20 protein-coding genes and 2 pseudogenes are annotated in these 25,911 nt (G+C 72.7%); 13 read left to right on the top strand and 9 right to left on the bottom strand.

The genetic code is table 11. The annotated features are described in order from the left end of the window. Window positions 1-1,437: pseudogene (locus tag D452_RS30665) on the top strand (NB-ARC domain-containing protein); the annotation flags it as partial. 45 nt (window positions 1,438-1,482) lie between these two features. On the opposite strand, the gene D452_RS0107435 reads toward D452_RS30665, so the two are convergent. Next, window positions 1,483-3,171: a UDP-N-acetyl glucosamine 2-epimerase gene (locus D452_RS0107435; protein ID WP_017543526.1), complete on the bottom strand. Its 1,689-nt coding sequence runs from the start codon at window positions 3,169-3,171 to the stop codon at window positions 1,483-1,485. A gap of 111 nt (window positions 3,172-3,282) precedes the next feature. Here D452_RS0107435 and D452_RS0107430 point away from each other — a divergent pair, with 111 nt between their 5' ends. Beyond that, a complete protein-coding gene (locus D452_RS0107430) occupies window positions 3,283-3,843 on the top strand; it encodes an AAA family ATPase (protein WP_017543525.1) in 561 nt (186 codons plus the stop codon). Here the strand turns inward: D452_RS0107430 and D452_RS0107425 are convergent. Together D452_RS0107425 and D452_RS27860 are read right to left on the bottom strand one after the other, a co-directional pair. Next, complete coding sequence (locus tag D452_RS0107425) at window positions 3,824-5,173, bottom strand: PepSY-associated TM helix domain-containing protein (protein ID WP_017543524.1); 1,350 nt, start codon at window positions 5,171-5,173, stop codon at window positions 3,824-3,826. The genes D452_RS0107430 and D452_RS0107425 overlap by 20 nt on opposite strands. Window positions 5,174-5,381: 208 nt before the next feature. Further along, window positions 5,382-7,649, bottom strand: a pseudogene (locus D452_RS27860) (ATP-binding cassette domain-containing protein). Window positions 7,650-7,720: 71 nt separating this feature from the next. Between D452_RS27860 and D452_RS0107415 the strand changes: the two are divergent. After that, entirely contained in the window at window positions 7,721-8,692 is a 972-nt protein-coding gene (locus tag D452_RS0107415; protein WP_017543521.1) for a helix-turn-helix transcriptional regulator, read from the top strand. Window positions 8,693-8,710: 18 nt separating this feature from the next. Here the strand turns inward: D452_RS0107415 and D452_RS0107410 are convergent, their stop codons facing one another. Beyond that, window positions 8,711-11,017, bottom strand: a complete 2,307-nt coding sequence (locus D452_RS0107410; protein ID WP_017543520.1) for a penicillin acylase family protein — start codon at window positions 11,015-11,017, stop codon at window positions 8,711-8,713. A 267-nt stretch (window positions 11,018-11,284) separates the two neighbouring features. Between D452_RS0107410 and D452_RS0107405 the strand changes: the two genes are divergently transcribed. After that, on the top strand, window positions 11,285-12,031 hold the full coding sequence (locus D452_RS0107405) for a thioesterase II family protein (protein ID WP_017543519.1): 747 nt from the start codon (window positions 11,285-11,287) through the stop codon (window positions 12,029-12,031). 64 nt (window positions 12,032-12,095) lie between these two features. Here D452_RS0107405 and D452_RS0107400 read toward each other — a convergent pair whose 3' ends face one another. Continuing rightward, window positions 12,096-13,925, bottom strand: coding sequence for a glycoside hydrolase family 13 protein (locus tag D452_RS0107400; RefSeq protein WP_017543518.1), 1,830 nt, complete (start codon window positions 13,923-13,925; stop codon window positions 12,096-12,098). A gap of 214 nt (window positions 13,926-14,139) precedes the next feature. On the opposite strand from D452_RS0107400, the gene D452_RS0107395 reads away from it, so the two are divergent. Next, window positions 14,140-14,661 (top strand): GNAT family N-acetyltransferase, encoded by a 522-nt coding sequence (locus D452_RS0107395; RefSeq protein ID WP_017543517.1) that lies wholly within the window; start codon window positions 14,140-14,142, stop codon window positions 14,659-14,661. Window positions 14,662-14,759: 98 nt separating this feature from the next. Here D452_RS0107395 and D452_RS0107390 read toward each other — a convergent pair whose 3' ends face one another. Then, window positions 14,760-15,638: an aldo/keto reductase gene (locus tag D452_RS0107390; RefSeq protein WP_017543516.1), complete on the bottom strand. Its 879-nt coding sequence runs from the start codon at window positions 15,636-15,638 to the stop codon at window positions 14,760-14,762. Between the two features lie 175 nt (window positions 15,639-15,813). Further along, a complete protein-coding gene (locus D452_RS0107385; protein WP_017543515.1) occupies window positions 15,814-16,686 on the bottom strand; it encodes an NAD(P)H-binding protein in 873 nt (290 codons plus the stop codon). Between the two features lie 110 nt (window positions 16,687-16,796). Between D452_RS0107385 and D452_RS0107380 the strand changes: the two genes are divergently transcribed. Beyond that, entirely contained in the window at window positions 16,797-17,375 is a 579-nt protein-coding gene (locus D452_RS0107380; RefSeq protein WP_017543514.1) for a TetR/AcrR family transcriptional regulator, read from the top strand. A 33-nt stretch (window positions 17,376-17,408) separates the two neighbouring features. On the opposite strand, the gene D452_RS30835 is transcribed toward D452_RS0107380, so the two are convergent. Then, window positions 17,409-17,567 (bottom strand): hypothetical protein, encoded by a 159-nt coding sequence (locus D452_RS30835; RefSeq protein ID WP_017543513.1) that lies wholly within the window; start codon window positions 17,565-17,567, stop codon window positions 17,409-17,411. Window positions 17,568-17,592: 25 nt separating this feature from the next. Between D452_RS30835 and D452_RS0107370 the strand changes: the two genes are divergently transcribed. The 5 genes from D452_RS0107370 to D452_RS0107350 all read left to right on the top strand — a co-directional run bounded on the left by D452_RS0107370 (window position 17,593) and on the right by D452_RS0107350 (window position 23,341). Further along, complete coding sequence (locus D452_RS0107370; RefSeq protein WP_017543512.1) at window positions 17,593-18,141, top strand: CGNR zinc finger domain-containing protein; 549 nt, start codon at window positions 17,593-17,595, stop codon at window positions 18,139-18,141. An 84-nt stretch (window positions 18,142-18,225) separates the two neighbouring features. Beyond that, window positions 18,226-20,109 (top strand): helix-turn-helix domain-containing protein, encoded by a 1,884-nt coding sequence (locus D452_RS0107365; RefSeq protein ID WP_017543511.1) that lies wholly within the window; start codon window positions 18,226-18,228, stop codon window positions 20,107-20,109. Window positions 20,110-20,238: 129 nt separating this feature from the next. Further along, window positions 20,239-21,507, top strand: a complete 1,269-nt coding sequence (locus D452_RS0107360; protein WP_026129061.1) for a hydroxymethylglutaryl-CoA reductase, degradative — start codon at window positions 20,239-20,241, stop codon at window positions 21,505-21,507. After that, window positions 21,507-21,956, top strand: a complete 450-nt coding sequence (locus D452_RS0107355; protein WP_017543509.1) for a hypothetical protein — start codon at window positions 21,507-21,509, stop codon at window positions 21,954-21,956. Before D452_RS0107360 ends, D452_RS0107355 begins: the two co-directional genes overlap by 1 nt. Next, entirely contained in the window at window positions 21,953-23,341 is a 1,389-nt protein-coding gene (locus D452_RS0107350) for a tripartite tricarboxylate transporter permease (protein ID WP_017543508.1), read from the top strand. Before D452_RS0107355 ends, D452_RS0107350 begins: the two co-directional genes overlap by 4 nt. Window positions 23,342-23,403: 62 nt before the next feature. Here D452_RS0107350 and D452_RS0107345 read toward each other — a convergent pair whose 3' ends face one another. Next, entirely contained in the window at window positions 23,404-24,207 is an 804-nt protein-coding gene (locus tag D452_RS0107345) for an IclR family transcriptional regulator domain-containing protein (protein ID WP_017543507.1), read from the bottom strand. A 179-nt stretch (window positions 24,208-24,386) separates the two neighbouring features. On the opposite strand from D452_RS0107345, the gene D452_RS0107340 reads away from it, so the two are divergent. Further along, window positions 24,387-25,265 (top strand): CoA transferase subunit A, encoded by an 879-nt coding sequence (locus tag D452_RS0107340; protein WP_017543506.1) that lies wholly within the window; start codon window positions 24,387-24,389, stop codon window positions 25,263-25,265. Continuing rightward, the coding region (locus D452_RS0107335) for a 3-oxoadipate--succinyl-CoA transferase subunit B (protein WP_017543505.1) at window positions 25,262-25,911 on the top strand (650 nt) is incomplete at its 3' end. The genes D452_RS0107340 and D452_RS0107335, both read left to right, overlap by 4 nt.

Here is a 25,911-nt window from a genome sequence, read left to right as displayed (position 1 = left end):
ATGCCCGCCGGTCACGTGGACGCCCAGGGACTGAGCATCGCCGCTCTGGTCGACGCCGTGGTGGCCAGGCAGCGCTCGGCCGTCCCGCCGCTCGCGGGCGTGGACGCCGTCATCGACGTGGCCCTGTCCGGGCTCGGCGCGGACGAGCTGCGGCTCCTGGAGTTCCTCTCCGCGCATCCGGGGCGTTCCTTCCCCGACGAACTGGGGCACGCGGCGGTGGGGGAGAGGGCCCCGGCGGTCATGGGCAGGCTCGCCGACGCCAGCCTGCTCCACCCGGAGACCGGTGCTGGCAGGGGGATCGTCGAACTCGTCCGGGAGCGGGTGCGTGAGGGTACCGGGGAGCGGTGGAGGTTCGACGCCGCCGCCGTCCTGCGGTTCTTCACCGTCACCCACCACCTGGCCGACCGGGCCAGCCTCGGTGAACGCCACCGCCTGGTGAACTCCCTGGACACCGCCGAACTCACCGTCGCCCCCGCCGACCACCGGCTGCCCTTCAGCCGCAGGAGTGAGGCGGCCGACTGGCAGGACCGGCACCTGGCACACGTGCCCGACCTCATGCGGTTGGCCCACGAACTCGACAACCCCGTCGCCGTCCTGGTCCTGGCCGACGCCGTGTGGCCCGCCTGCCACGGTAGGCGCCGCCTGGAGATCGGCACCCGCGTCTACGGGCACGCCCTGGACGTGGCGCGTCAGAGCGGTCACCGCGGCGCCGTCGCCCGCTGCGCGGTGTACCTGGCCCGCATCCACTGCGAGCTGGGTCAGGGGGAACGCGCCGCCGCGCTGGTGGCCGAGGCCGCTCGGGCAGCGGAGGGGGCCGAACCGGACCTGGCCGTGGTGCTGGAGACCCAGGGGCTCCTCACGGGACGCTTCCCCGAGCTGGAGGGCAGGGCCGGTCCGGGGTCGGAGCAGAGCCCGGAGGAACTGCTCACCCGGTCACGCGACATCCACCGGCGAGCCGGACGCCCGCGCGGTGACGCCCTCCAGACCTACCAGCTGGGGGAGCAGGCCCGGCGCCGGGGCGACGCGTCCCTCGCCGAGTCCGAACTCCGTGAGGCCGAGCGGATCGCCGACCACCGGCTGGCCGAGCTCTCCCGTGACAGGGGAGAACGTGAGACGGACTGGGCGATCCACGACTGGGAGCTGCTGCGGGCCCGGGTGCGACTGGCACTGGCCCGCGCCCTGACCGACCTGAACCGCCTCGACGAGGCCGAGGCCAGGGCCGACGCGGCCAGGATCGTCTTCGAGGAACTGGCCGAACCGGTCAAGCAGGTCCAGGCGGCGCGGGTCCTGGCCCGTGTCGCGGAGCGGCGGGGGGAGAGGGCCCAGGCCCGTACCCGGCTGGCCTGGGCGCTGAGGATCACCGAGTACTACCACCTGGACGGCGTCGCAGGCCTGATCTCCGGGGATCTCCAGCGCCTCACGACGGCACGGGACTGATTCCGCGTCCCACCCCGGTTCACCGCGGGGCCACCTCAGCCTCCCCTAGAAAGCACAGATCTCGCGGGGGGGGTAGCCCCGCAGGTGCACGGTGCGCTCGCCCAAACGGACCCGGACCCGGTGGTGCCAGCGGTGCCACGGCAGTCCCTCGCGGGCCCAACCCACGGCGGCGGCCGCGACGATCGACGCGTCCACCCGTGGGCGGGCGCCGTCCGCGTGGACGCGCATCGCGGCCCCGGAACGGTGCAACAGCAGCACGGACCCCTCACCGAGCGCGGCGACCGCCAGCAGGGCCTTCGGATGCGTGTCGACCCGCTCCTTCAACCACGACACCGCCTCCTCCTCGGTATGGCCCCGCCGGTTGGACCACGCGTCGGCCGAGCCCCAGCGGGGCATCACCGCGTCCTCGGCGTCCACGACCAGGGGGCGCACGGCCGACCTGCCCGACCGCGGCAGCGGAGCGCCGGCGGGATAGCGCCTCAGCCGTACGTCGGTCCCACTCGTGTCCGGCTCCGGGAGATCCCACGCGGCCGGGTCCACCCGAAGGTCCACCCGCCACGCGGTCACGTCGTCCGGGGCGTCGGGCAGGTCCGGCAGCGGCCGGTAGTACGCGGCGCGCTCCGGCTCGGGCAGTGCGAGCAGGGAGTACAGCAGGGACCGCAGCCGGGGAGCGGACTCGGCGTGGTTCTCCATGAGCAGGTCGGCGACCGGGGGCACCGGCGTGCGCACGACCCGCTCCACCTGTTCGGCGATCCCGCCCCGGGTGAGCCTCGGCATCGCCGCGCCGAACTCCAACAGGGGTGAGCGAGGGTCCAGGTCCCCGGTGGAGAAGGCGGCGAGCATCACCGGCCGCCCCAGTGACGCGGCGTAGTAGGTCACCGAACCCACGTCACCGACGACGAGGTCGGCGGCCACCAGCGCCGCCCGCCACCCCTCGGCCGGGGGGATCAGGACCAGCCCCGCCTCGATCTCGTCGGCTAACCACAGCTCCAGCTGGGCCCGGCCGTGCTGACTCCACACGTTGGGATGCGCGACCAGCGCCACCCGGTAGTCGTCACAGGGCAGTTCGGACAGTAGCCTGCGCAGCACCTCGCGCTGCGAACCCAGCAGCGAACCCTGGTTCCAGGTGGAGGAGACCACCACCAGCCGGCGCCCGCCCAGGCGCAGGGCGGTTCGGTAGCGGTCACGGCGTCCCAGAGCGGCGAGCATCCGGTCGAAGGCCGGGTCCCCCACGACCGCGCCGCGCCCCTGGGCCTGCGGACACGACTCGTGGAGGCGCGCCTCCTGCTCCCGGTGGGCCAGCACGAAGCGGTCGGCGATCAGCCGTCCCTCGTGTACGAGCTCGGATCCGTCCAGCCCGGAGGCGCTCGACAACGACCCCGGGTGTGAGCCCACGAGCCGGTTGTGCCCGGCACCGTGCGGCATGAGTACGAGGGGCGCGTCGATCCGGTGCAGGCCCCCCTTGGTGCTGGCGGCCAGGGCCAGATCGAACCCGCTCGACCGCGCGACCGCCGTCTCCCAGGGCAGGGAGTCGACGCCGGCGGCGCGGAGCATGGGCGCGATCCCGGCCTCGGAGGCCGAGCCGGGGGTGACCGTGAAGGTCAGGCCCACCCGGTCGTCGCCCAACAGCCCGGCCACGTCCAGCAGTCGCCCGGCGGCAGGGACACTGCGCACGACCGCCAACACCTTGCGGTCGGGGGTGATGGTGGCCCACGCGTCGGTTGGGTGCTTCATGCCAGGGGTTCTCTAGTCGTCGCGCCCGGATGGTCCCGGTTCGGCAGGTCAGCCTACGGGAACCCGGTCCCACCCCCGAAACCCGTCGACGTCCCCAGTAGGCTGCCGCGCATGCTGCTGCTCATCAACGGCCCCTTCGGCGGTGGGAAGACGACCACCGCCGAGACCCTGGTCCGGAGGGTTCCCGACAGCCGTCTCCTCGACCCCGAGGAGATCGGTTTCATGCTCCGCCACCTGCTGCCGGACCATCCCGGCGACTTCCAGGACCTTCCACCATGGCGCTCCCTGTTCGCCACCGTCGCCGCGCGGGTCCACGCCTTCACCGGTCAGACCCTCATCGCCCCCATGAGCGTCCTTCGCCGCGAGTACGCGGAGGAGATCCTCACCGGGCTGCGCGCCGAGGGGCTGGCGGTCCGCCGCGTCCTGCTGCACCCCGACCGTGACACCCTGGAGGCGCGCATCGCCGCCCACGACGTCGCCCCCGGCCGCCCCGAGGTCAACGAGGAGGCCCGCGCCTTCCGGCGGTCCAAGGTCGACCCGTTCTACCGGGCCCACCGGGAGTGGTTGGCCGACTGGGCGGACCTGGCCGTCGACAACACCGACCTCAGCCCGTCCCAGGTGGCCGACCGGGTGCTCCGACGGTTCCCCGAGCTCACCCGGAACCCGCCCTGACCCGACCGGCCCCGGAGAACCGTCCGACCAGGGCGTCGATCACCAGGAAGACCAGCAGCGAGACCCCGAGCATGGGCAGGGCCAGGCCGACAGCGGTGCAACACAGCACGACCGCGACCCTCAGGGGCCAGGAGAGCGCGAGGAACGAACCGCGCGGATACGGCCTGCCCAGGGCCCACGCCCCGGCCCGCGCGGGCCTGCGCCGCCACCACATGCGGTAGCCGAGGACGATCACCGAGAGCAGCCCACCACAGACCGCCGTGAGGACGAGCTGGTTGGGCACGCCGAACAGCAGCCCCATGTGGGCGTCCACCCCCCATCGGCTCAGTTTGGCCATCAGGGGGTGGTCCTCGAAGCGGACGACGTCGACGACCTCGCCGGTGTCCTGGGCGACGGCGACGGAGTCCGCCTGGGTCGGCCACGAACGTTCGAGCTGAGTGACCACGTACGGAGAGGTGTGGTCGGTGGGCAGGTCGACGGTGACGCGCCCGTCGAGCCCGGCCTCCCGGGCACTGGCCAGGACCGCGTCCGGGCCGACGTCCACCCCTGGGCTGGCTGAGGGTGTCTGTGTGGACACCGCCGGGGTGGTCCACGACATCCGCTCCCGTAGCTCGGAGACGTTCGCCCCCGCGTACTGGGACCAGGTCAGTCCGGTGGCGGACAGGAACAGCAGCACCAGGAGGATCCACGCCCCCGTGGTGGCGTGCAGGGAGACCGAGCGCGCCCGCCCTCCGCGCTGGCGTCCGCGCCGCCGCCGGGCCACCCACAGCGCCAGCCCGCCCAGGGCGACCACCCCGAGCCAGCTCGCCGCGAGTTCGCTGTACAGCCGCCCGACCTCACCCAGGTGCAGCTGCCGGTGGAGCAGGTCGATCCAGGTGCGGACCGGCAGCGCGCCGCTGGTCCCGTAGCTCTCGGACACCCCCAGGACCTCGCCCGCGTGGGGGTCGACGAACACGGTCGTGCGCGCCCCGGTGCCGCTCTCGGCCAGGTCCATCAGCACCCAGGTGGAGTCCTCCGGGGTGGTGGCCGGGCGTATCGAGTGCACGTTGGCGTCGGGCACCTCTGCCCGGGCGATCCGTACCTGTTCGGCCAGGGGAAGCGACTCCTCCGCGGCGGGCACCCTCAGCTGGTCGGCGTACAGCACCTGTTCGACCTGGGGCGTCCACACGTACAGCAGCCCGGAGACGGTCGCCACCAGGAGGAAGGGCGCGACCAGCACGCCGGCGTAGAAGTGCAGCCGCAGCACGAGCGGCCTGAGCTGGGCCCACACGCCCGGCCTCGGCGGGGGTGCCCCGTCCTCGGTCACGGGCCTCGTGGTCACCGGTTCCATGGGTCTCCTCTGGCGTCGCCGTCCCGGTCGACACTGATGTCGTCCGGCGGGCCCGAGGAGTTCCCGGCGGACGGGAATTCGTTGCCGGAAACGCGTGGGACACGCGGATCGCGCGCCCGGTCTCGCTTCGCTGCCCTCGCCCCGTACCTCCTACCGCTGGGGAGGTACGGGGCGAAAGCCCACGCCCGGCGGTCCCGTCCCGCCGGTATCACCCGGCCAGGTGGGCGCGCAGGGCGTCTGCCGTCGCACCCCTTCCAGCGGCGGCCATCCGGGCCGGCGTCCCCTCGAACACCACGCGCCCGCCCTCGCCGCCCGCACCCGGACCCAGGTCCACCACGTGGTCGGCCGCGGCCACCACGTCCATCCGGTGCTCGACGACCACCACCGTCGCTCCCTCGTCAACCATGCGGTCGAACAGGGCGACGAGCCCGGCCACGTCACCGCCGTGCAGGCCGGTGGTGGGTTCGTCCAGCACGTACAGCCGCGCGGGCTCCGCCAGCTCGCGGGCCAGCCGGAGGCGCTGGCGCTCTCCACCCGAGAGCGTGTCCAGTGACTGCCCCAGGCGCAGGTAGCCCAGCCCGACCCGCTCCATCCGGTCCAGCGCCTCGGACACGGGCCCCTCGAAGACCTCCCGGGCACGCGCCGCCGTCATCGCCAGCACCTCGGCGATCGTGCGCCCGCCGAGGGTGTACGACAGCGCCCGGTCGTTGAACCGCAGTCCGCCGCAGCGCTCGCACACCGTCTCGACGTCGTCGAGGAAGGCGAGGTCGGTGACGATCACGCCGCGCCCCCGGCACGTGGGGCAGGCGCCCGTGGAGTTGGCGCTGAACCACCCGGACGCCACCCCGTTGGCGCGGGCGAACAGCGTGCGCAGGGTGTCCTGGATCCCCAGGTAGGTCACCGGCGTGGACCGGGGACCGCCGTGCAGCGTGCCCTGGGTGAGCACCACCGCGTCCGGGCGGACCCGGGGCAGCTCCCCGTGCACGAGCGAGCTCTTGCCCGACCCCGCCACACCGGTCACCGCCGTCAGCACCCCGGTGGGAACGGACACGTCGATCCCGCGCAGGTTGTGCAGACGTGCGCCGCGCACCTCCACTGATCCGTCGGGGGTACGCGTGCGGGACCGCACCGAACGGGGCTGACGCAGGTAGCGGCCGGTGGGAGTGGCGGCGCGGCGCAGACCCTCCACGGTCCCCTCGTAGACGACGCGGCCGCCCTCGGTTCCGGCGCCCGGTCCGAGGTCCACCACGTGGTCGGCCACCGCGATCACGTCCGGGTCGTGTTCGACCACCAGCACCGTGTTGCCCTTGTCGCGCAGGCGCCGCAGCAGGCCGGTGAGCCGGTGCACGTCGGCGGGGTGCAGCCCGGAGCTCGGTTCGTCCAGCACGTAGGTCAGCCCGGTCAGGGCACCACCCAGGTGCCGCACGAGTCGCACCCGCTGGGCCTCGCCGCCGGACAGGGTGGCCGAGTGCCGGTCCAGACTGAGGTAGCCCAGCCCCACCTCCTCCAGGCCGCGCAGCCGTTCCAGCAGCGCGGCGGTCACCGGGGCCACGCGCGGATCGTCGACCTTCGCGATCTCGGGGGCGAGCCGGGACACCGGCAGGGCACACAGGTCGGCGATGTTGTACCGACCGATCCGGCAGGCCAGCGCGGCCGGGTTCAGGCGCGCGCCGTCGCACTCGGGACAGGTTCCGCGCCACACCACCCGCTCCAGCTCGTCCCGGTCCGTCTGCTTGAGCTTGGCCACGTCCAGCAGGCTGCGGGTGATGCGGGGGACCACCCCCTCGAACACTCCGGTCACCGGGAACTCCGGGTCCGGGTTCGGGGGCCTGACCCCCTCGGCGCGCAGGAGGAGGTCGCGTTCCTCGGCGGTGTAGCGGCCCACCGGCTTGCGGCGGTCGAACAGTCCCGCGTGCACGTAGCGCTTCCACCGCCAGGACCCCGGTGCGAAGGTGCGCAGCCGGATGGCCCCCTAGTCGAGGGAGAGGGTGTCGTCCAGGAGGGCGTCGGCGTCCACGCGCCGGACGGCGCCCAGGCCCTCGCACTCCGGGCACATACCGCTGGGGTCGTTGAACGAGAACGCGGGGGAGTAACCCGCCCACGGCCGACCGATCCGGGAGAACAGCAGACGCAGGAGCGGGGCGAGGTCGGTGGCGGTGCCCAGGGTCGAGCGCGCGTTGCCGCCGAACCGCCTCTGGTCCACGGCGAGGGTCACGGTGAGGTTCTCCAGCCGGTCCGCGTCGGGCACGCCCAGGTGGGCCATGCGGCTCCGGGTGAAACTGTCGTGGGCCTCGTTGAGCTGGCGCTGGGACTCCGCCGCGATGGTGCCGTACACCAGGGACGACTTGCCCGACCCCGAAACCCCGGTGAACACGACGAGCCGTTCCCGGGGCAGGGTCAGGTCCACCCCTCTCAGGTTGTTCTCCCGGGCTCCGGTCACGGTGATCCCCGGCTTGGCGCGTGGTGTGGTGCTCATGCCGGCCACGGTAGGCGGGATTGTGGTCAGATTCCGGCCACAACTCGGCGGTGATCGGGAAGAATGCGAGCATGGCCGACACCAGTCAGCGCATGCTGCGCCTGCTCTCCCTGCTCCAGGACGGACGCGCCTGGTCCGGCGCCACCCTGACCGAGGCGCTGGGCACCAGTCCCCGGTCCATGCGGCGCGACATCGACCGCCTCCGCGAGCTCGGCTACCCGGTGGAGAGCCTGCGCGGCCCCGGCGGACACTACCGGCTCGTGGCGGGCAACGCCGTGCCGCCGCTGATGTTCGAGGACGACGAGGTGGTCACCGTTGCGCTCGGGCTGCGGATGGTCGCGGGAGGGCTCAGCGGTGTCCAGGACGCGGAGGAGGGAGCCGAGCGGGCCCTGGGCAAGATCGAACGGGTGCTCCCCTCCCGGCTGTCCCGGCGCGCCAGCACCCTGGCCTCAGCGGTGGACCCCGGCCGCAGCGTCTGGCCGGGGGCGCCGGTCGACCTGCTCACCGGCCTGGGTGAGGCGGTCGCCGCCGGGCACCGGATCAGGATGACCCACCGGGGCCGCGACGGACGGGAACTCCGCCGCCACGTGGACCCCTACCGGCTGCTCCTGTTGGGAAGGCGCTGGTACCTGTTCGCGTGGGACCGCGACCGCGAGGACTGGCGATCCTTCCGGCTGGACCGGATCAGCGGCCTCACCCCGACCCGCGCCGCGTTCACCCCCAGGGAACTCCCGGCCGAGGACCTGGCCGCGTACCTGGAGGAGGGGTTCGGCGCGGGCCGCGCGCGGCACACCGTCACAGTGGTGTTCCATGCTCCCGCGGCGGAGGTGGCCGCCCGACTCACCCGGGTGGACGGCTCCCTGGAGGTGGTCGGCCCCGACCGCTGCCGGTACGCGGCCCGGGTGGACTCCTACGAGTGGATCGCCATTCTGTTGGCCCTGAGCGGACTGGACTTCACGGTGGAGGGACCGGAGGAGTTCCGGACCCACACCGCCGGACTCTCCGCCCGGCTCGGGCGTGCGGTCACCTCCCGGGCTCCGTGACGCGACCCGCCCGGGAGGTCACGAAGCGGCCGGGACGAGGTGGAGGGTCGAGGCGCGGTGGCGGTCCACGGCCTCGCGGGAGTACAGCAGGGGGAAGTGGCGACCCCGCGCCCACAGGTCGGTGAGGTCGTCGCGGTGGGGGTCACGGGGGTCCCCGGACTGGCCGGGCGCGTTGACCGCCACGGACTCGTCCCAGGAACCGACGTCCACCACGATCCGGAAGGAGGCGCCGTGGTACTGGCGGCCCGAGGAGTCCGAGGCGGTGAGGTCGACGGTGTCCGCGCTGCCGGGCCGGGCCACCCGCCGCCCCCGCGCCCACAGCGGAGGGTCGGGGAGGGCGGCCAGCGGGTGGTCCAGCCGGGCGAAGTGGTGTTCACCCCAGTGCCAGGCCGGACCGGGCGGACCGAGGCGCTCAGCCAGGTCCCGGTGGGCCGCCCCGAGTGAGCGCGCCACCAGCGCGCGCCCCCGCTCGCTGAGGACCGCCTCCGCCAGCAGGCGCAGGCACACGCGCGGGTCGGCCGCCCGGTCCGGGTCGGGGCTGAGCGCCGCGACCGCCGCCTCGACGCGTTCGGGGCCGACCGTCCTCAGCAGGCGCTCGTGCAGCAGCGAGGGGTGCAGCCGGTGCGCGAACCAGTGCTCGAACAGGGTCGGCTGGGGCAGGTCGACCGCCATCGTCCCGTTCCAACCGCCGTCCCTCAGGAGTTCCAGTGCCTGGGCGGTCCCCGGGAAGGTGTCGGGAAGTCCGTCCAACACGGTCAGGGCGGCACGCGCGACCGGGCTCACATGGTCGCCCTGGAGCCGACAGGTGTCCTCGACGGTCCAGTCGGCGCGTGCGGACAGCTCCTCGGCGATGCGTTCGTAGCGCAGCGGGGCCGCCCAGTCCCGCGTCACGGTGAACGGCGCCCACCCGGGCGCCCGGTGGGTGTTGTACTCGTTCGCGGAGGCGAACCACCCCTGTTCCGGCCCGTGTACGGCGGGTAGGTCCCCTCCGGAGTGGAAGCCCGCCCACTCGTGGCTCCCGTCACCGGGCACGGGCAGTGAGCCGTCCCAGTTCGGGCGCACGGGTACCCGGCCCGCCGCGATCCAGCCGATCCCCTCCGCGTCGGCGTACACCTGGTTCTCGCCCGGCGCGCCCCACACCCGCAGGGCGTCGCGGAAGTCGCGGCCGTTGCGGGCCCGCATGTACTGCACGCTGCCCAGATAGGGGGCCATGCCCGGTTCCAGCCAGGCCGCGCGCACGGCGAAGGCGGCGTTGCTTTCGGGGCCGGAGCGCACGAGCGGTCCGTGCACGGTGAACTCCAGCCGTACCTCGCGGTCGGGCCCGCCGCGCACCGGCACGCGTTCGGTGACCGTCTCCAGAGCCCGCCAGCCGTCGCGGTGGCGGTACCGTCCGGGGTCGTCGGGGTGGAGCTCGTAGACATACAGGTCCTCCTGGTCGATCGGGAAGATGGTGAGCCCGAAGGCGACGTGCCCGTTGTGCCCGATCGACACCCCGGGCAGGGCGGGCTCTCCCGCGCCGATCACGTCGAACTCCGGGCAGCTCAGATGGGTGAGGTAGCGCAACGCCGGATCGCCGACCGCCCGGTGCGGGTCGTTGGCCAGGATCGGGCGGCCGGTGGCGGTGCGCTCGGCGCCGATCACCCAGTTGTTGCTGCCGTCGGGTTCGTGCGCGGCGCGCGGCGGCGCCGCGCCGGACAGGTCCAGGGGCGCGCAGGCCAGCCGGTACACGTCCAGGACCTCGGGGTGCAGGACGTCCAGGTCCAGGCCCTCGGGCACGTGGAGCGGACCACCGGGTTCACGGACCGCGCGCAGGTCCTCGGCCTCGTGGCCGAAGTCGCGCAGGGTGAGGGCGCGGGCCAGTTCCTTCTCCACGTTGGCGTAGAGGCCGTGGGAGCGGACACGGGCCAGGTCCTCGGGGGCCCAGCGGTCGGGGGTGAACCCGAGTTCGGCGAACTCCGGTCCGAGCAGCCCGGGTTCGCGTGCGGTGAGGTCGACGTAGGCGTTGATCCCTGTGGTGAAGAGCTCGGCGATCCGGTGCACGCCCTCGCCGTAGGCGGACCACTCGGCCTCCATGTCGCCCCGGTAGAGGAAGAGGCGGGCCGCGCGGTCGCGCTCCAGGTACCGCTCGCCCAGGACCTCGGAGAGCAGGCCGAGGCCGCGGCGCCGCCACAGGTCGAGCTGGAACAGCCGGTCCCGCGCCGCGGTGAAGCCCTGGGCGACGAACGCGTCGTCGGCTCCGTGCGCGCGCACGTGCGGAACGCCCCAGCGGTCGTAGACCACCTCGACCGGCGAGGTGAGCCCGGCGACGACGTGGGTGTGTTCCATGGGGCCTCTCAGGACGGGGCGCGGGCCGGGGGACGGCCACACGGGCGGCTAGCACGCTTCGTACCCTTCGAGCGCCCTTGTCACCGCGCGGAGTGGGAAGGACTCCGGTGGCGGCGACGGACGTGGGGCCGCACGGGGGAGGGGAACGAGGGGCGAGTGTGGCAACGCTCACGCGGGGGAGCGGTCCGGGTTCTCCGGGTTACCCGAAGCCGATTACCGACTGGTAGGTTCGCGTAGTTACCCATCGGTAGAAAGGAGTGGAGAGCCGTGCACGAGGGCGCACTGAACCGGCTCAGACCCGTCCCCCACAGCCGATTCCGGCTCTTCGTCCTCCACCACGCGGGCGGCTCCCACCTGGGCTACCGGGGCTGGGTCCGCCATTTCCCCGACGACTGGGAGATCTGCCTGCTGGACGCGCCCGGTCGCGTCCGCAGCGCCCACGAGCCACCCCTCCGCGACGCCGAGGCCCTGGCCGAGCGCATGCACGAGGTGGTCCGCCCCGAACTCGACCGGCCCTTCGGCCTCTTCGGGCACAGCATGGGCGCGCTCGTCGCCTACGAACTCGCACTCCGTCTGACCGACGCGGGGACCCCGCCGCGCTGGCTCGGCGCCTCCGCCTGGAGCCCCGCGCCCGGTCCCGAACGCGCCGCGCCCCGCCACCTGGTCTCCGCCGACCGCCTGCGCGAGACCATCGCCCGCATGGGCGGCACCCCCCGACGCGCTCTGGACGACCCCGACCTGTGGTCCTACGTGGAGCCCCTGGTCCGCGCCGACCTGGAACTGGTCGACACCTGGAGCCCGACGCCCAGGGGCCGACCGCTGAGGGTCCCGCTGTCGGTCTTCGGCGGTGCGCAGGACCGGGGCATGACCCCGGAGCGTCTCGCGGGCTGGTCCGAGCACGTCGAGGGAGGCTTCGCCCACCACACCCTGCCCGGCGACCACTTCTACTTCACCGGCCGCACCGCCGAGGTGGTCACCCGGATCACCCAGGACGTGGAACCCCTCCTGGACTGATCCGCCCCCGCCCCACGCGGGGCTGCGTATGGCGGGGCGGTCGGCCCCCCGCCCCCGACCGCGTTCAGCCCGCGGACCGCGTTCCGACCGCGAACACGTAGCCGGGGCCGTCGGCGGACAGCCCCACCGTGTCTCCCAGCCGCGCCCGCACCGAGCCGTCGCTCTCCACGACCTCCAGCCCCGCCGCGTCCAGATCGCCCAGCGCGGCCGTGCGCTCCTCGTGCGGGCCGTCGGCCAGGTGCACCAGCACCACCTGCTCGCCGAGCGTCCGCAGGAACGTCATGTGGTGCTCGCCCGCGTCCAGCCAGCGCAGCCCGCCGCCCTGGAGCGCGGGCAGGTCCCGGTGCAGCGCGAGCAGGCGGCGGTGGGAGTCCAGCACCCTCCGGTCCCAGTCCTGGGGGCGGTGCCAGGGCATGGTGCGCCGCCCGTTCTCACCGTCGCGCCCCTCCAGCCCGATCTCGTCCCCCGCGAACACGAAGGGAACACCCGGCAGCGCGGCCTGCGCCGCCACTCCCACCGCCTGGCGGAGCGGATCGCCCACCACGGTGCGAAACCGTGCGGAGTCGTGGGTGCTCAGGGCGTTGACGCTGTGGACGCGCACCCGCCAGGGCAGCCCCGCGTTGGTGGCCCGCATCGCTCGCACGGCCTCGATGGCGCCGCTCCTCGGAAGTGGCGCCGACGTGTGCGTGGCCGCGTACCGGACCCCTTCCGGGCCGGTGTTCAGCCAGGCCCACACCGGCCGCGTGAACCCGGCGTAGTTCATCACCCCGTGCCAGCCGTCGTGGCGGGTGTCGGGGCCCGCGTCGTAGAAGTGCTCGGCCAGCAGCCATGCCTGGGGCGCGGCCTCGCGCACACGCGCGGCGATCTCACCGGACACCTCGTGGTTCACGTCCTGGGCCCCCAGGCGGCCGGTCATGTTGGCCACGTCGATCCGCCAGCCGTCCAGGCCCTCGTCGCCGCCCAGCCGCTCCACCAGGACGGAGTCGTCGGCCCCGTAGACGCGCTCGCGCAGAGCGGCCGAGGAGTAGTCGAGCTTGGGCAGCGTACGCACGCCGAGCCAGCTCACGTAGGAGTCGGGGTGCTCGTCGAAGTAGTAGTACCCGGCCTCCTCCGAGTCCGGGTCCGCCTTGGCCGTCCGGAACCACTCGTGCTCGTCACCGGTGTGGTTGGTGGTGAGGTCGCCCATCACCCGCATGCCGCGCGCGTGCGCCTCGCGGGTCAGCGCGCGCAGGGCTCCGTCGCCGCCGAGCAGCGGGTCCACCTCGTCGAAGCTGGAGGCGTCGTAGCGGTGCGTCGACCGGGCCGGGAAGAAGGGGGTCAGGTACACGACCCGGGCGCCGAGGTCGGCCAGGTGGTCCAAGTGGCGGCGCACGCCCTCCAGGGTGCCGCCGTAGTACTCGCCGGGGGCCGCCGGGCCGGAGCCGGAGGGTTCGTCGTCCCAGGCCCGGGGAGTCGCCCACTCGGGGTGCTCGGTCGGGGCGTCCACGGAGTCGTCGTCGCGGGCGAAGCGGTCCGGGAAGATCTGGTAGACGGTGGTCCCCGGGACCCAGGCGGGCGGGTTGGGCGCGTTCACCAGCCGGAAGTCGGCGTCGTCGGTGACCTCGTGGTCGTGGGCGCCCGCCTGGTTGAGCCAGGTGTAGCGGCGCTCGCGCACGATCGCGAAGCGGTAGGGGGTCACCACGGGCTGGAGGGGGATCTCCACGACGAACCAGCTCACCCCGTTCGCGGCGCCCTCCAGCGAACCCTCCACCAGGCCCGCCTCGCCGTCCTCCACCACGTACGCGTACACGGAGTCCGCGCCGCCGGGGACCCGCACCCGAAGCCGTGCCCGGTTCCCGTCGAGGATCACGTGGTCGGGGGAGCCGTCGTGGTGGGGGTCGTGGCTGAAGAGCATGTGGGACTCCAGGTACCGAAGGAAAGTGCAAGTCACATCATGGCAAGAAAACGTCGTCGATGCGAAAGTTCTTACGCAGTTCTCTTGCGGGACCGGAGATCCGTGCGGTCCCGGACCGCTTCCTCGCTCCGGTGGTCGGGGAGGAGTCGCAACGGACCCAGTCTCTTCGGTCGCCCCCCTGTCCCGCCGGATTCTTCCGGGTTACCGTTGGTATATGAGCCTTGAGCTGCCAACCGAAAGACTCCTGATCAGGGAGTGGGAGCTGGGCGATGCCGACGCGGCCCTCCAGATCTACGGGGCCGAGGAGGTCGCGCACTGGCTGACACCGGAGTGGCACCCGGTGACCGACATCAGCGCGATGCGCTCCGTGCTCCACGCGTGGATCGAGGCGGGACCGAACCTCATCCCACCCGCCGGGCGCTGGGCGATCATCAACAAGAAGGACGGACAACTGGTGGGAGGGCTGTCCCTTAAGCTCCTCCCGCCCTTCGAGGAGGACTTCGAACTCTCCTGGGCGCTGCGTCCGGACGTGTGGGGGCAGGGCTATGCCACCGAGGCGAGCCGGGCCATCATCGACTGGGCCTTCCGTCAGGGGATCGAGGAGGTGTTCGCGGTCGCGCGCCCCCGCAACGAGCGGGCGCTCGCGGTGGCTCGCAGACTCGGGATGGAATGGGTCGGCGAGACCGAGAAGTACTACGACATGCGTCTCCAGGTGTTCCGCATGCGTCCCAGCTGACCCTGGACGACGGCCGCCGCGGCAACGGGCGGCCCCACGGGCGCGGCCCGACGGAGGAACGCTCCGCCGGGCCGCGCCCGTGTCCGGGGGAGTGCGGGTCAGGACAGGAGCTGGCTGATCCGCTCGACCTCCTCCTCGGACAGTCGGACGGCGGCCGCCGCCGTGTTCTCCTCCAGGTGGGACACCCGCGAGGTGCCCGGGATCGGCAGCATCACGGGGGAGCGGTGCAGCAGCCAGGACAGCGCCAGCTGGACCGGGCTCACCCCGTGGTGGGCCGCGATCCCGGCCAGCGGGGAGTCGGCCGCCGCCATCTCGCCGCGGCCGACCGGGGCCCACGGCAGGAAGGCGATCCCGTCCCTCTCGCACTGCTCCAGGACGTCCTCGGACTGACGGAAGGACGGCGCGTACTGGTTCTGCACCGAGGCGATCGGGGTGATCGCGCGAGCCGCCGACAGCTCGTCCACACCCACCTCGCTCAACCCGATGTGCCGGATCTTGCCCTCGCTCCGGAGCTCGGTGAGCGCACCGAGCTGATCGGCCAGGGGCACGTCCGGGTCGATCCGGTGCAGCTGCATCAGGTCGATGCGCTCCACCCCCAGGTTGCGCAGGCTCAGCTCCACCTGCTGCCTGAGGTACTCCGGGCGCCCCAGCCGGTGCCACTGCGCGGGGCCGGTGCGTACGAAACCGGCCTTGGTGCCGATGACCAGGTCGTCCGCGTACGGATAGAGCGCCTCGCGGATCAGCTGCTCGCTGACCTGTGGGCCGTAGGAGTCGGCGGTGTCGATGAAGTTCACCCCGAGTTCGGCGGTCCGGCGCAGGACGGCCAGGGCCTCGTCGCGGTCGCGGGGCGGTCCCCACACCCCCTCGCCGACGATTCGCATGGCCCCGAACCCCAGACGGTGGACCGGCAGGTCCCCTCCGAGGAGGAGGGTGCCCGCCTGCTCTGCGACGTGGGGCGTGGTGTGTGCGTCGGTCACTGTCTTCCTTCCGCTGCGGCACGACGGCCGGGTCCGTGCCATGGTGCCAGGTCGGCGCGGGTGGGGCCGGTGTCCGCCGTCCCGTGTCGCCCTCGGCCGGGGACCGCAGGATTCCAGGTGGCGCCGGGGCGCGCAAGGAACCCGGGACCCGGTGGGGGCGTTCTGGTCGGGGTGACTACCGGAAGGCGGCGAGGTGGTCGGCGACCCACCGGGCGTAGGTGCGTCCGGGGCGGCCGATGACCCGTTGGTAGTCCGGGGACACGTACTCGTCGGGAGTCGGATCGGTGTCGGTCCCGTCGTCCTCGGGGTCGGGTTCCCACAGCAGCCAGTCGCAGAGCTCGGGCGGGACGCCCCGCGCAAGCCATAGCTCGCGGGCCTCGGCCAGGGTCAGCGGCACGAAGGTGATCTCGCGCCCCAGGGCCCGACTGATCACCTCGGTGCGCTGGGCCGGGGTGAGGGACTCCGGGCCGGTGATCTCGTAGGCCCGGCCGTGGTGGCCGTCCTCCAACAGGGTGGCCGCCGCCATGTCGGCCATGTCGGCCTCGTGAACGGGCGCCCCGGGCTCGTCGCCCCGGGGAGCGCGGACCACCCCCTCGGCTCGGACGGAGTCGGGAAGGGAGTCGAGGTCGTTGACCATGAACTCACCGCCGCGCAGGTGGGTCCATTCCAGCCCGGAGCGCTCCACCGCCTCCTCCACGGGGCGGTGGTGCTGGTGACCGTGGTTGTGCTCGGTGTCGGCGCCGGGGGCGGTCTGGACCGATGCCGAGGAGATCAGGACGATCCGTCGCGCCCCGGCGTTCCGGATACGGTCGACGACCTCCTCGGCCGTCTCGGGGTGGGGATAGAGCATGACCGCGTCCACCCCGTCGAAGACGCCGTCCAGGGTCGCGGGGCGTTCGAGATCGCCCTCGACGGGTTCGACGCCCTCGGGGAAGACGCGGTGGGCGGGGTCGCGGCTGAGTGCCCGGACGGCGGCACCGCGTTCGATGAGTCTCGGGACCACCAGGGAGCTGACGGTCCCGCTGGCTCCGGTCACCAGGACGCGCATGGGGGGTTCCTCTCCAGAGATTGTGGGATTGATGTCTATCATAATGGGACACTGGTGTCCCATAAAGAGTGGCGGGATTCCGTTTTTGGTGCGAACGGTAGGTTGGCGCCATGACGAGCACCGAGAGTCCGAGGACGGGTGTACGTGCCCGGACGCGGGAGGCGATCCTGCGCGCCGCCGCCACCGTCCTGGCCAACGACCGCAACGCGCCGCTGTCCGAGGTCGCCGAGGCGGCGCGGGTGGGACGCAGCACCCTGCACCGCTACTTCCCCGACCGCGACGTGCTGCTCGCCGCCACCTACGAGGAGGCGCTGTCGGAGATCGGGCGGGTCATGGACGAGGCGCGCGTGGAGGAGGGGTCCGCCCAGGAGGCCATGCGCCGGGTGGTCGCCGCGCACGTGGAGGTGGGGGACTGGGTGGTCTTCGCCTTCGGCGACACCGCCAACGAGGTCTTCGACGACGCCCCGGACGCCACGGAACCCGAGCCCGAGATCCTCACGGGTCTGGTGCGCCGGGGGCAGGAGGAGGGGGCGTTCGATCCCGACGCCGATCCCGCCTGGGCGGTCCAGGTCCTGTGGGCGCTGGTCTTCACCGGGCTGGAGCGAGCCTCGCGGGGGCAGATGCCCCGGCACGCGGTGGCCCCGGCGGTCGTGCGCACCCTGGAGCGGGGGATCGGCGTCCGGTGGTGATCAGGGGTGGAGGGGTGATCGGCGTGGTGGGACTCAGCGGCCGCGCCCCGGCCGGGTGGACGTGTGCGCCTGGAGGATCGGCGCGGACAGGGCCACACGGTGCTCCCCGCAGAGGCAACGCTGGTAGATGACCATGCCCTCACTGGTCGAGTGGGTGGAGTCGGTGGTCCAGCGGTGTTCGTGCTCGGTCATGGCCCCAGTCTGGTGTAATGGCATTATGCATCTCAACCCTTACGGTCAGGGTCCCCTCGCCCTGGCGGTGGACCTGGCCAACCGGCCGTGCTCCGAGACCGCCGACCTGGAGCGCCGCTGCGCGGAGGTGGGCTTCCTCCTGGAACGCGCGGTGGGGGAGGACGACCTCGCCCGGGTCCACGACTTCCTGACAGGGTGGGCCGCCGTCGTCGACAGCGCGGACCCGCCCACCCGCGCCGACCGCCTCAACGCCCTGCTCGCCGAATACTCCAGTCCGCCGAGGCTGACCGACCACGCGGGCACCGGCTGGCACCTGCACTACCGCCCCGACGACCTGCCCGCGCACCGGCAGATCGCCTCGCTGATCGCCGTGGGCACCGCCCTGCACCTGACCGGTCGTGGCATGCACCGGCTGGGCCGCTGCGCCGCCCGCGGCTGCGCACTGGTCTACGCCGACTTCTCCCGCAACGGCCGCCAGCGGTACTGCTCGCCCGCCTGTGGCAACCGCGACGCCGTCCGCCGCCACCGCGCCCGCGTCGCCGACGATACGGAAGGGGTCGGCTCCGCGCTCTGAATCCGCCCGCTCGCGGACGCGCCGCACGCGCCGAACCGCAGGGCGGACGCACCGCCCCACCAGCAAGGATGTGAGACTGGTGCGATGCAAGAAGGTCTCCCGCGTTTCGACGCGAGCAGCCAGCGCGCGCTCGCGGAGCTGCTGGTCCGGTTGGAGGAGGGCGAACACCCGTCCACGGACGACGTCACCGCTCTCCTCGGCCCCGTGGACGACGCTCTGGTGGAGCGCGTCAGGAGCCTGTCCGCGCGCCTGACCCGCCTCCGGCGCCGCGAGGGTGAACTCTCGGCGCTGATCGCCAGCACACGCGACCTCGTCGAGGTCCGTGACGTGGAGCCACTGCTCAGGCGGCTGGTCGACCGCGCCCACGACCTCGTCGGAACGGACGTCACCTACCTGTCCGTCCACGACAGGGACACCGACGAACTCTTCGTGCGGGCCAGCCGGGGCACGGTCTCCCCGCGCTTCCCGGGTCTGCGCGTCCCCGCCGGGGCCGGGATCGCGAGCCGGGTGGTGCGCACCAACACCCCTCAGTGGACCTCCGACTACGGGGTGCGGGACGACTTCGACCGCGACCCCGGGATTGACGCCGCCATCGCCGAGGAACAGCTGCGCTCCCTCGTCGGGGTGCCGATGTCCGCCAACGGCGAGATCCTGGGTGTCCTCTTCGCCGCCGACCGCGCCTCACGCCCCTTCGCCCGGGAGGAGATCGCCCTGCTCTCGGCCTTCGCCGACCAGGCGGCGGTCATCCTGCACACGGCCCGCCTGTTCGCCGCCGCCACGGAGGCGGCGGAACGCGCCGAGCGTCACGCGGAGGCCATGGCCGCCGCCGCGCGGGTGCACGAACGGCTGACCGCACTGGTCCTGTCCGGGCACGGCCCCCGCGAGGTGGCCCTGACCCTCGCGGAGTCCCTGGGGCGCACCGTCGCCATCGCCGACCGCGATCACCACGCGGTCACCCGTACCTCCGAGGTGGCCGCGGGCTGGTGGCCGGACGGGCGACTGGCCCCCGCCGCCACGAGGGCACTCGCTCGCAGCCGCGAGTCCGGCCACTGCGTTCCGGTGGAGGGGCCGGGGCCGGAGGTGGTGGTCGCGGTCTCCGCGGGGGCCGAGCTGCTGGGCATGCTGCTGGTGGGGGAGGGCGACGGCGCCCTCAGTGACGTCGAGCGCCGCACCGTCGAACGATCGGGGCAGATCCTGGCCCTGCTGACCATGCAGAGCGAGGCCGTCGCCCACGCGGAGGAACGGGTGCGCGGTGAACTCGCCCTCGACCTGTTCTCCGGCACGGCCGACACCGACACCCTCCGCCGCCGGGCCTCGGCGCGCGGTATCGTCCTCGACCAGCCCTGGACCGTGGTCGTCGTCCCCGTCCCCGACCGCCACCGGCACGCCCTGCACCGGGCCCTGGCCGTTCACCAGGGGTGGATGGCCGCACCGCAGGGGGAGGGGGTGAGCGTCCTCGTCCCCGGAAGGGACCCCACCGCCGCCGCCGAACAGGTGGCCCAGAGGGTCGCAACGGCCACGGACGCGCCAGTCCTGGCGGTGGGCTCAGCAGTCGGAACCCTCCCCGGCCTGCCCGCCGTCCTCACGGAGGCCTGGGAGTGCGCCGCGTTCCTGCCCGCCCTGGGCGTGCGCCGGGGCGCCTTCGAGGTGGACGACTACGCCCCCTACCTGGCGATGTTCGGCACCGACGGGGGTCGCGCGCTGACCTTCGTCGAACGGGTGATCGGCCCCGTCGTCGCCTGGGACGACCGGCACCACTCCGACCTGACCGGGACCATCACCGCGCTCGCCGCGAACGGCGGGAGCGTGACCCGCGCCGCGCGCGCCCTGTACGTCCACCCCAACACCGTCAAACAGCGTCTGGAGAGGATCACCTCGTTGCTGGGCGAGGACTGGCGGTCCGCCGACTCCATGTTCCGGGTGACCGTGGCCACCCGCCTCCACCTGCTCGGACGGGGCGGGAAGTGACAGGTTAACCGTGGGTTTCCTGTCCGTTTCGGACATGTCCCGGGGGTGAACGGCGCTGCTTGGATGGACCAATCCGCAGTGACGTACCCCACATCGGGGGCGCCCCTTCCCTCAGGAGTGAATCCACACGTGGTGCAAACCAGCAGGTTGTCCGGTTTCCGTTCCCTCAGCGTCCAGGAGCGGCGCGCGAGCCTGGCCTCCGTCAGCGGCCTGGACGCGACCGTGTTCGACGCCCTCGACGAGCACGGCTTGAGCGTGGCGGCGGCCGACCACATGATCGAGAACGCCGTCGGCGTGATGGGCGTCCCGGTCGGCGTCGCCACCAACTTCACGGTCAACGGACGCGACGTCCTCGTTCCGATGGCCACCGAGGAGCCCTCGGTGGTGGCCGCCGCCAGCAACGCCGCCCGCATCGCCCGGGTCCGGGGCGGGTTCAGCACGAGCTCGACCGGCCCGGTGATGCAGGCGCAGATCCAGGTCGTGGACGTGGCCGACCCCGAGGCCGCCCGCCTGCGCGTCCTGGAAGCCCGCGCCGAACTCGTGGCACTGGCCAACGAACAGGACCCCCGACTCGTCGAGGTCGGCGGTGGCGTGCGTGACCTCACGGTGCGCACGGTCAGGGCGTTCGAGGAGACCTACGTCGTGGCCCACCTGGTGGTCGACGTGCGCGACGCCATGGGGGCCAACGCGGTCAACACCATGGCGGAGGCGGTGGCGCCCCGCCTGGCGGAGGCCGCTGGCGGCCGTCCGGTCCTGCGCATCCTCACCAACAAGGCCGACCTGCGGCTCACCCGCGCGCGGGCCGTCCTGGACACCGAGGCCCTCGGGGGCGAGGCCATCGCCACCGACATGATCCACGGTTACCGCTTGGCCGCCGCCGACCCCTACCGCGCCGCCACCCACAACAAGGGCATCATGAACGGTGTCTCCGCCGTCGTGCTGGCCACCGGCAACGACACCCGAGCGGTCGAGGCCGGAGCCCACTCCCACGCCGTCGACGCCGACGGACGCTACACCTCGCTGTCCACCTTCGAGCGCGACGCCGACGGCAACGTCGTGGCCACGCTGGAACTGCCCACCCCTGTGGGCCTGGTCGGTGGCGCGACCCGCACCCACCCGGCCGCCCAGGCCGCCGTCGCCCTCACCGGGGTCGCCGACGCCACGGAGCTCGGTGAGCTCATCACCGCCGTGGGGCTGGCCCAGAACATCGCCGCGGTGCGCGCCCTCGCGGGCGAGGGCATCCAGCGCGGCCACATGTCGCTGCACGCCAGGAACATCGCGGTCGCCGCCGGAGCGAGCGGTGACGAGGTGGACCGCGTCGTGGCCGTCCTCGTCCAGGAGAAGGCCATCCGACAGGACCGGGCCGAGGCGGTCCTCGGCCAGCTGAGGGGACGATGATGACCGAACCCACGACGGAGCAGGAGGAGGACGGCGGCCGCCTCCTGGAGATCTGGGGCGACACCGTCGACTCCCGCCACACGATCTGGGCGATCGCCCTGGGCATCGGTCTGACCGTGCCCCTGTACCTGGGGGCGGAACTGCTGTTCTCCCGCCTGGTCGACGACCAGACCGTCGCCGGGACCTACGCCCTCCTGGTCGGACTCGTCGGCTGTCTGCTGGCCGGGTTCGGCGGGGCGCTGCTGTTCCCGCCCAAGCGCGTGGTCACCGAACACGCACCCACCGAGCAGAGCAGGCGGGCCGCCATGGACGCCGTCGAGGCCGACTACGGCCCGCTCGGCGACCCCACCGAACTGTCCGAACCCGTGCAGAGGGAACTGCGTGCGCTCGGACTCTTCGACGACCTGCTGGCGCAGCACCGCCGCCGCAGCGAGGAGCAGAACCCGTGAGTCCCGAACTGCTGACCGACGCCTCCTGGGCCCTGGGCATGGGCCTGATCGGCGCCGTGGTCTTCGCTTTCATCGGCCTGGCCTCCTACACCGACGAGACGGCCACGATCGCGCCGCTGACCCTGCTGGTGGTGCTGCTGGGCGTTCCGCCCGCCGGGGTGTTCACCTTCTTCATGGCGGGGATCGTCGCCAAGCACATCACCCACGCCATCCCCACGGCCCTGTTGGGCATCCCCGGCGACACCCTCGCCGTGCCCATGCTCAGGGACGCCCAGCTGCTCCGTGAGCTCGGCGTACCGCACATCGCGCTGCGCAAGGCGATCTCGGGCGGCGTGATCGCCGCCTTCCTGTCGGTGCCCCTGGCCGTGCTGTTCGCGTGGGCGCTGAGCCCCTTCGCCGACGCCATCGGCGAGGCGGCGCCGTGGATCTTCGTGGTCGCGGCCGTGCTCATCGCCTACACGTCCAAGGGCAAGCTGGCGGCGGTGCTCGCCCTGGTGCCGTTCGTCCTGCTGGTCGTGGGCATGCAGGCCTTCGTGTCCCAGACGACCGGGGGGACGCTGACCATCAGCTTCTTCCTGGGCATCGCCACCGGGCCGCTGATCGCTGACCTGTTCCTGTCGCTGGCGCCCTCGGGCCGGGCCACGCTGCGGCGCCGCGCCCGTCGCCGCTTCGACCTGGCCCCCGACACCCGGACCTGGTCCGGGCGCCTGCCCAACCCGCTCAAGGTGCTGGACCGCAAGCAGGTCGCCTACACGAGCGCCGCCGCCGGGGTCTCCAGCGCGACGTTCGTGTTCTCCCCGGTGGCCATGACGGTGCTCATGGGCGAGATCGTCGGTGCCCGGATCAAGAACGGGTACCACCGGCTCACCACGGTGATGTCGGTGCGCAACGGCACCACCGAGTCCACCTACATCGCCGAGACGCTGATCCCGCTGATCGCGCTGGGGCTGCCGCTCTCGCCGATGGCCGCCGGACCGGCCGCGCCGCTGTTCAACGCGCCGCCGGTGCACACGGTCAACACCGAGACCGGGGAGACGCACAACCTGCACGACCTGATGTCCAGCGGCGAGTTCCTCGTCTACGGACTGCTGGGCGTGATCATCGCGTCCGTCATCGCCTACCCGTTCGCGATGACCTACGCGCACCGGGCGGCCTCGTTCGTCATGCGCCGGATCTCGCACGAGGCGATCATCGGCGCCTTCGCCGGGCTGATCCTGGTGATCTGCCTGTACGAGGGCGGCCTGCTCGCGGTGGGCGTGACCCTCACCGTGGGCCTGGTCGGCGGACTCTTCGGCAAGATGTTCAACATGCACAGCGGCGTGCAGTTCATGGGCTTCTACGTGGCGGTCCTGACCGTCCCCCAGCTGCTCGCTCTGGCGGCCTGAACCGCAAAGGAAGCTTTGCGGCCCGACCCCGTCCTGGTCGGGCCGCGGAGCCGTGTCCGGGGTCAGTGCGCGGCGTCGCGCCGGGCCACGGAGGCGAGGTCGGCCTCGATGCGCGCGGTGGTCTCCAGCAGGACGGGGAGCAGGTCGCGACGCACGTCCTCGATCGAGGAGCGGTTGGCGTGCGCGGACACGTTGGTCGCGGCGATCACGCGGCCGCTGGCGTCGCGGATCGGCGCGGCCAGGGAGCGCAGCCCCTCCTCCAGTTCCTGGTCGACGATCGCGTACCCCTGCTCGCGCACGCGCAGGATCTCCGTCCTCAGCGCGGCGGAGCTGGTGAGGGTGAAGCGGGTCAGCGGACTCAGCTCGACCCGGTCCAGGTAGGCGTCGAGCTCGGCGTTTCCGTACCCCGCCAGCAGCACCCTGCCCATGGACGTGGTGGAGGCGGGGAAACGGGTGCCCACGGCGATGGACACTGCCATGATCCGCGAGGTCGCCACACGGGCGACGTACAGGATGTCGTCTCCCTCCAGGACCGACACCGAGGCCGACTCGCGCACGGTGGCGGACAGGTCCTCCAGGTGCGGCTGGGCCACGTCGGGCAGCCCGGCGGAGGCCACGTAGGCGTATCCCAGCTCCAGCACGCGCGGTGTGAGGGCGAATTTCCGGCCGTCGGTGCGCACGTACCCGAGGTCGCCCAGGGTCAGCAGGAAGCGGCGGGCGGCGGCCCGGGTGAGGTCGGTGGCGCGCGCGACCTCGCTGAGGGTCATCGACGGGCGCTCGGCCGAGAAGGCGCGGACGACCATGAGTCCCCGCTCCAGGGACTGCACGAAGTGTGCGCCGCGTTCGGGGGCGTCTTCGGTGGTCATGGGGCCTTCCAGGTCCGGGTGCGGGGATGGCGGTCGCGCCGCTTCGGGTCACGGTCATCGCGATGTTCTCATACCGAACAGCTGGGCCGTGCCTTGACCCTTTTTGTGATCGGCGCTACCGTCATTCCCAATTGTTCGCACTGTGAACATCAATTCGCTATACGAACCGGAGGGTCGCCATGGCCGTGCCCCTGGACGAGGCGGTCCGGCAGCTCATCCACGACGGCGACACCGTCGCTCTGGAGGGGTTCACCCATCTCATCCCCGTGGCCGCCGGGCACGAGATCATCCGCCAGGGTCTGCGGGACCTGACCCTGGTCCGTATGACGCCCGACATCGTCTACGACCAGCTCATCGGCGCCGGATGCGCGCGTCGCCTGGTCTTCTCCTGGGGTGGCAACCCCGGTGTCGGCTCATTGCACCGCTTCCGTGACGCGGTCACCCGCTCCTGGCCGGTCCCGCTGGAGATCGAGGAGCACAGTCACGCGGGGATGGCCAACCGCTACGTCGCGGGCGCCTCCGGTCTGCCGTTCGCGGTGATGCGCGGCTACGCCGGCACCGATCTGGTCGAGCACAACCCCCACATCAAGACCATCACCTGCCCCTTCACCGGGCAGGAGCTGGCCGCTGTGCCCGCGCTCAACCCCGACGTCGCCGTGATCCACGCCCAGCGGGCGGACACCAGGGGCAACGTCCAGCTGTGGGGCATCACCGGCATCCAGAAGGAGGCCGCTCTGGCGTCCGATCGGGTCCTGGCCACCGTGGAGGAGGTCGTGGAGACCCTCGACCCCGTCCCGGGTCAGGTGATCCTGCCCAGCCGGGTCGTGGACGCCGTCAGCGTCGTTCCCGGCGGCGCCGCCCCCTCCTACGCCCACGGCTACTACGAGCGGGACAACGCCGCCTACCGTGCCTGGGACGCGGTCGGGCGCGACCGTGAGGCCTTCACCGCCTGGCTCGCCGACCTCACCGCGGGCTCACAGCCTCCCTCCGCCCCTCCCGCCACCTCGTCGCCCGAGTCCCCGGACAGCGACACCGAGCCCGTGGGGAGAGGCGCGTGACCACCGAGACCTGGACCTCCGACGAGATCATGACCGTCACCGCCGCGCGTTCGCTGCGCGACGGTATGGCCTGCTTCGTCGGCATCGGCCTGCCCAGCACCGCCGCGAACGTGGCCAGCCGAACGCACGCCCCCGACCTGTGGATGATCTACGAGTCCGGCACCCTGGGCGCCTCCCCCGACCACCTGCCGCTTTCCATCGGCGACGGGATCCTGGCCGACACCGCAGACACGGTGGTCCCGGTCCCCGAGGTCTTCAACTACTGGCTCCAGGCCGGTCGTATCGACGCAGGGTTCCTCGGCGCGGCGCAGATCGACCGGTTCGCCAACATCAACACCACCGTGATCGGGGACTACGCGGACCCGAAGGTGCGCCTGCCCGGAGCGGGCGGCGCCCCCGAGATCGCCGCCTCCTGCCGCGAGGTCATCGTGGTCATGCGCCACAGCCCCCGCGCGTTCGTGGAGAAGGTGGACTTCGTGACCTCGGTGGGCCACGGATCGGGCCCCGGCGACCGCGAACGGCTCGGCCTGACCGGGGCGGGGCCGGTCCGGGTCATCACCGACCTCGGTGTCCTCGAACCCGACCCCGCCACACGCGAACTCACACTGGTGGGACTGCACCCGGGTGTGGAACTCGCGGAGGTCCA

Source organism: Nocardiopsis prasina DSM 43845 (assembly GCF_000341265.1).
Lineage (GTDB): Bacteria > Actinomycetota > Actinomycetes > Streptosporangiales > Streptosporangiaceae > Nocardiopsis > Nocardiopsis prasina.
This window is presented reverse-complemented; position numbering and strand designations above follow the sequence as displayed.

Excerpts from the sequence above, each read along its gene's own strand:
- D452_RS0107395 (WP_017543517.1), top strand. The coding sequence starts at position 14,140 with ATGAGCCTTGAGCTGCCAACCGAAAGACTCCTGATCAGGGAGTGGGAG.
- D452_RS0107430 (WP_017543525.1), top strand. The coding sequence starts at position 3,283 with ATGCTGCTGCTCATCAACGGCCCCTTCGGCGGTGGGAAGACGACCACC.
- D452_RS0107425 (WP_017543524.1), bottom strand. The coding sequence starts at position 5,173 with ATGGAACCGGTGACCACGAGGCCCGTGACCGAGGACGGGGCACCCCCG.
- D452_RS0107370 (WP_017543512.1), top strand. The coding sequence starts at position 17,593 with ATGCATCTCAACCCTTACGGTCAGGGTCCCCTCGCCCTGGCGGTGGAC.
- D452_RS30835 (WP_017543513.1), bottom strand. The coding sequence starts at position 17,567 with ATGACCGAGCACGAACACCGCTGGACCACCGACTCCACCCACTCGACC.
- D452_RS0107380 (WP_017543514.1), top strand. The coding sequence starts at position 16,797 with ATGACGAGCACCGAGAGTCCGAGGACGGGTGTACGTGCCCGGACGCGG.
- D452_RS0107435 (WP_017543526.1), bottom strand. The coding sequence starts at position 3,171 with ATGAAGCACCCAACCGACGCGTGGGCCACCATCACCCCCGACCGCAAG.
- D452_RS0107410 (WP_017543520.1), bottom strand. The coding sequence starts at position 11,017 with ATGGAACACACCCACGTCGTCGCCGGGCTCACCTCGCCGGTCGAGGTG.
- D452_RS0107340 (WP_017543506.1), top strand. The coding sequence starts at position 24,387 with ATGGCCGTGCCCCTGGACGAGGCGGTCCGGCAGCTCATCCACGACGGC.
- D452_RS0107365 (WP_017543511.1), top strand. The coding sequence starts at position 18,226 with ATGCAAGAAGGTCTCCCGCGTTTCGACGCGAGCAGCCAGCGCGCGCTC.
- D452_RS0107345 (WP_017543507.1), bottom strand. The coding sequence starts at position 24,207 with ATGACCACCGAAGACGCCCCCGAACGCGGCGCACACTTCGTGCAGTCC.
- D452_RS0107385 (WP_017543515.1), bottom strand. The coding sequence starts at position 16,686 with ATGCGCGTCCTGGTGACCGGAGCCAGCGGGACCGTCAGCTCCCTGGTG.
- D452_RS0107355 (WP_017543509.1), top strand. The coding sequence starts at position 21,507 with ATGACCGAACCCACGACGGAGCAGGAGGAGGACGGCGGCCGCCTCCTG.
- D452_RS0107400 (WP_017543518.1), bottom strand. The coding sequence starts at position 13,925 with ATGCTCTTCAGCCACGACCCCCACCACGACGGCTCCCCCGACCACGTG.
- D452_RS0107415 (WP_017543521.1), top strand. The coding sequence starts at position 7,721 with ATGGCCGACACCAGTCAGCGCATGCTGCGCCTGCTCTCCCTGCTCCAG.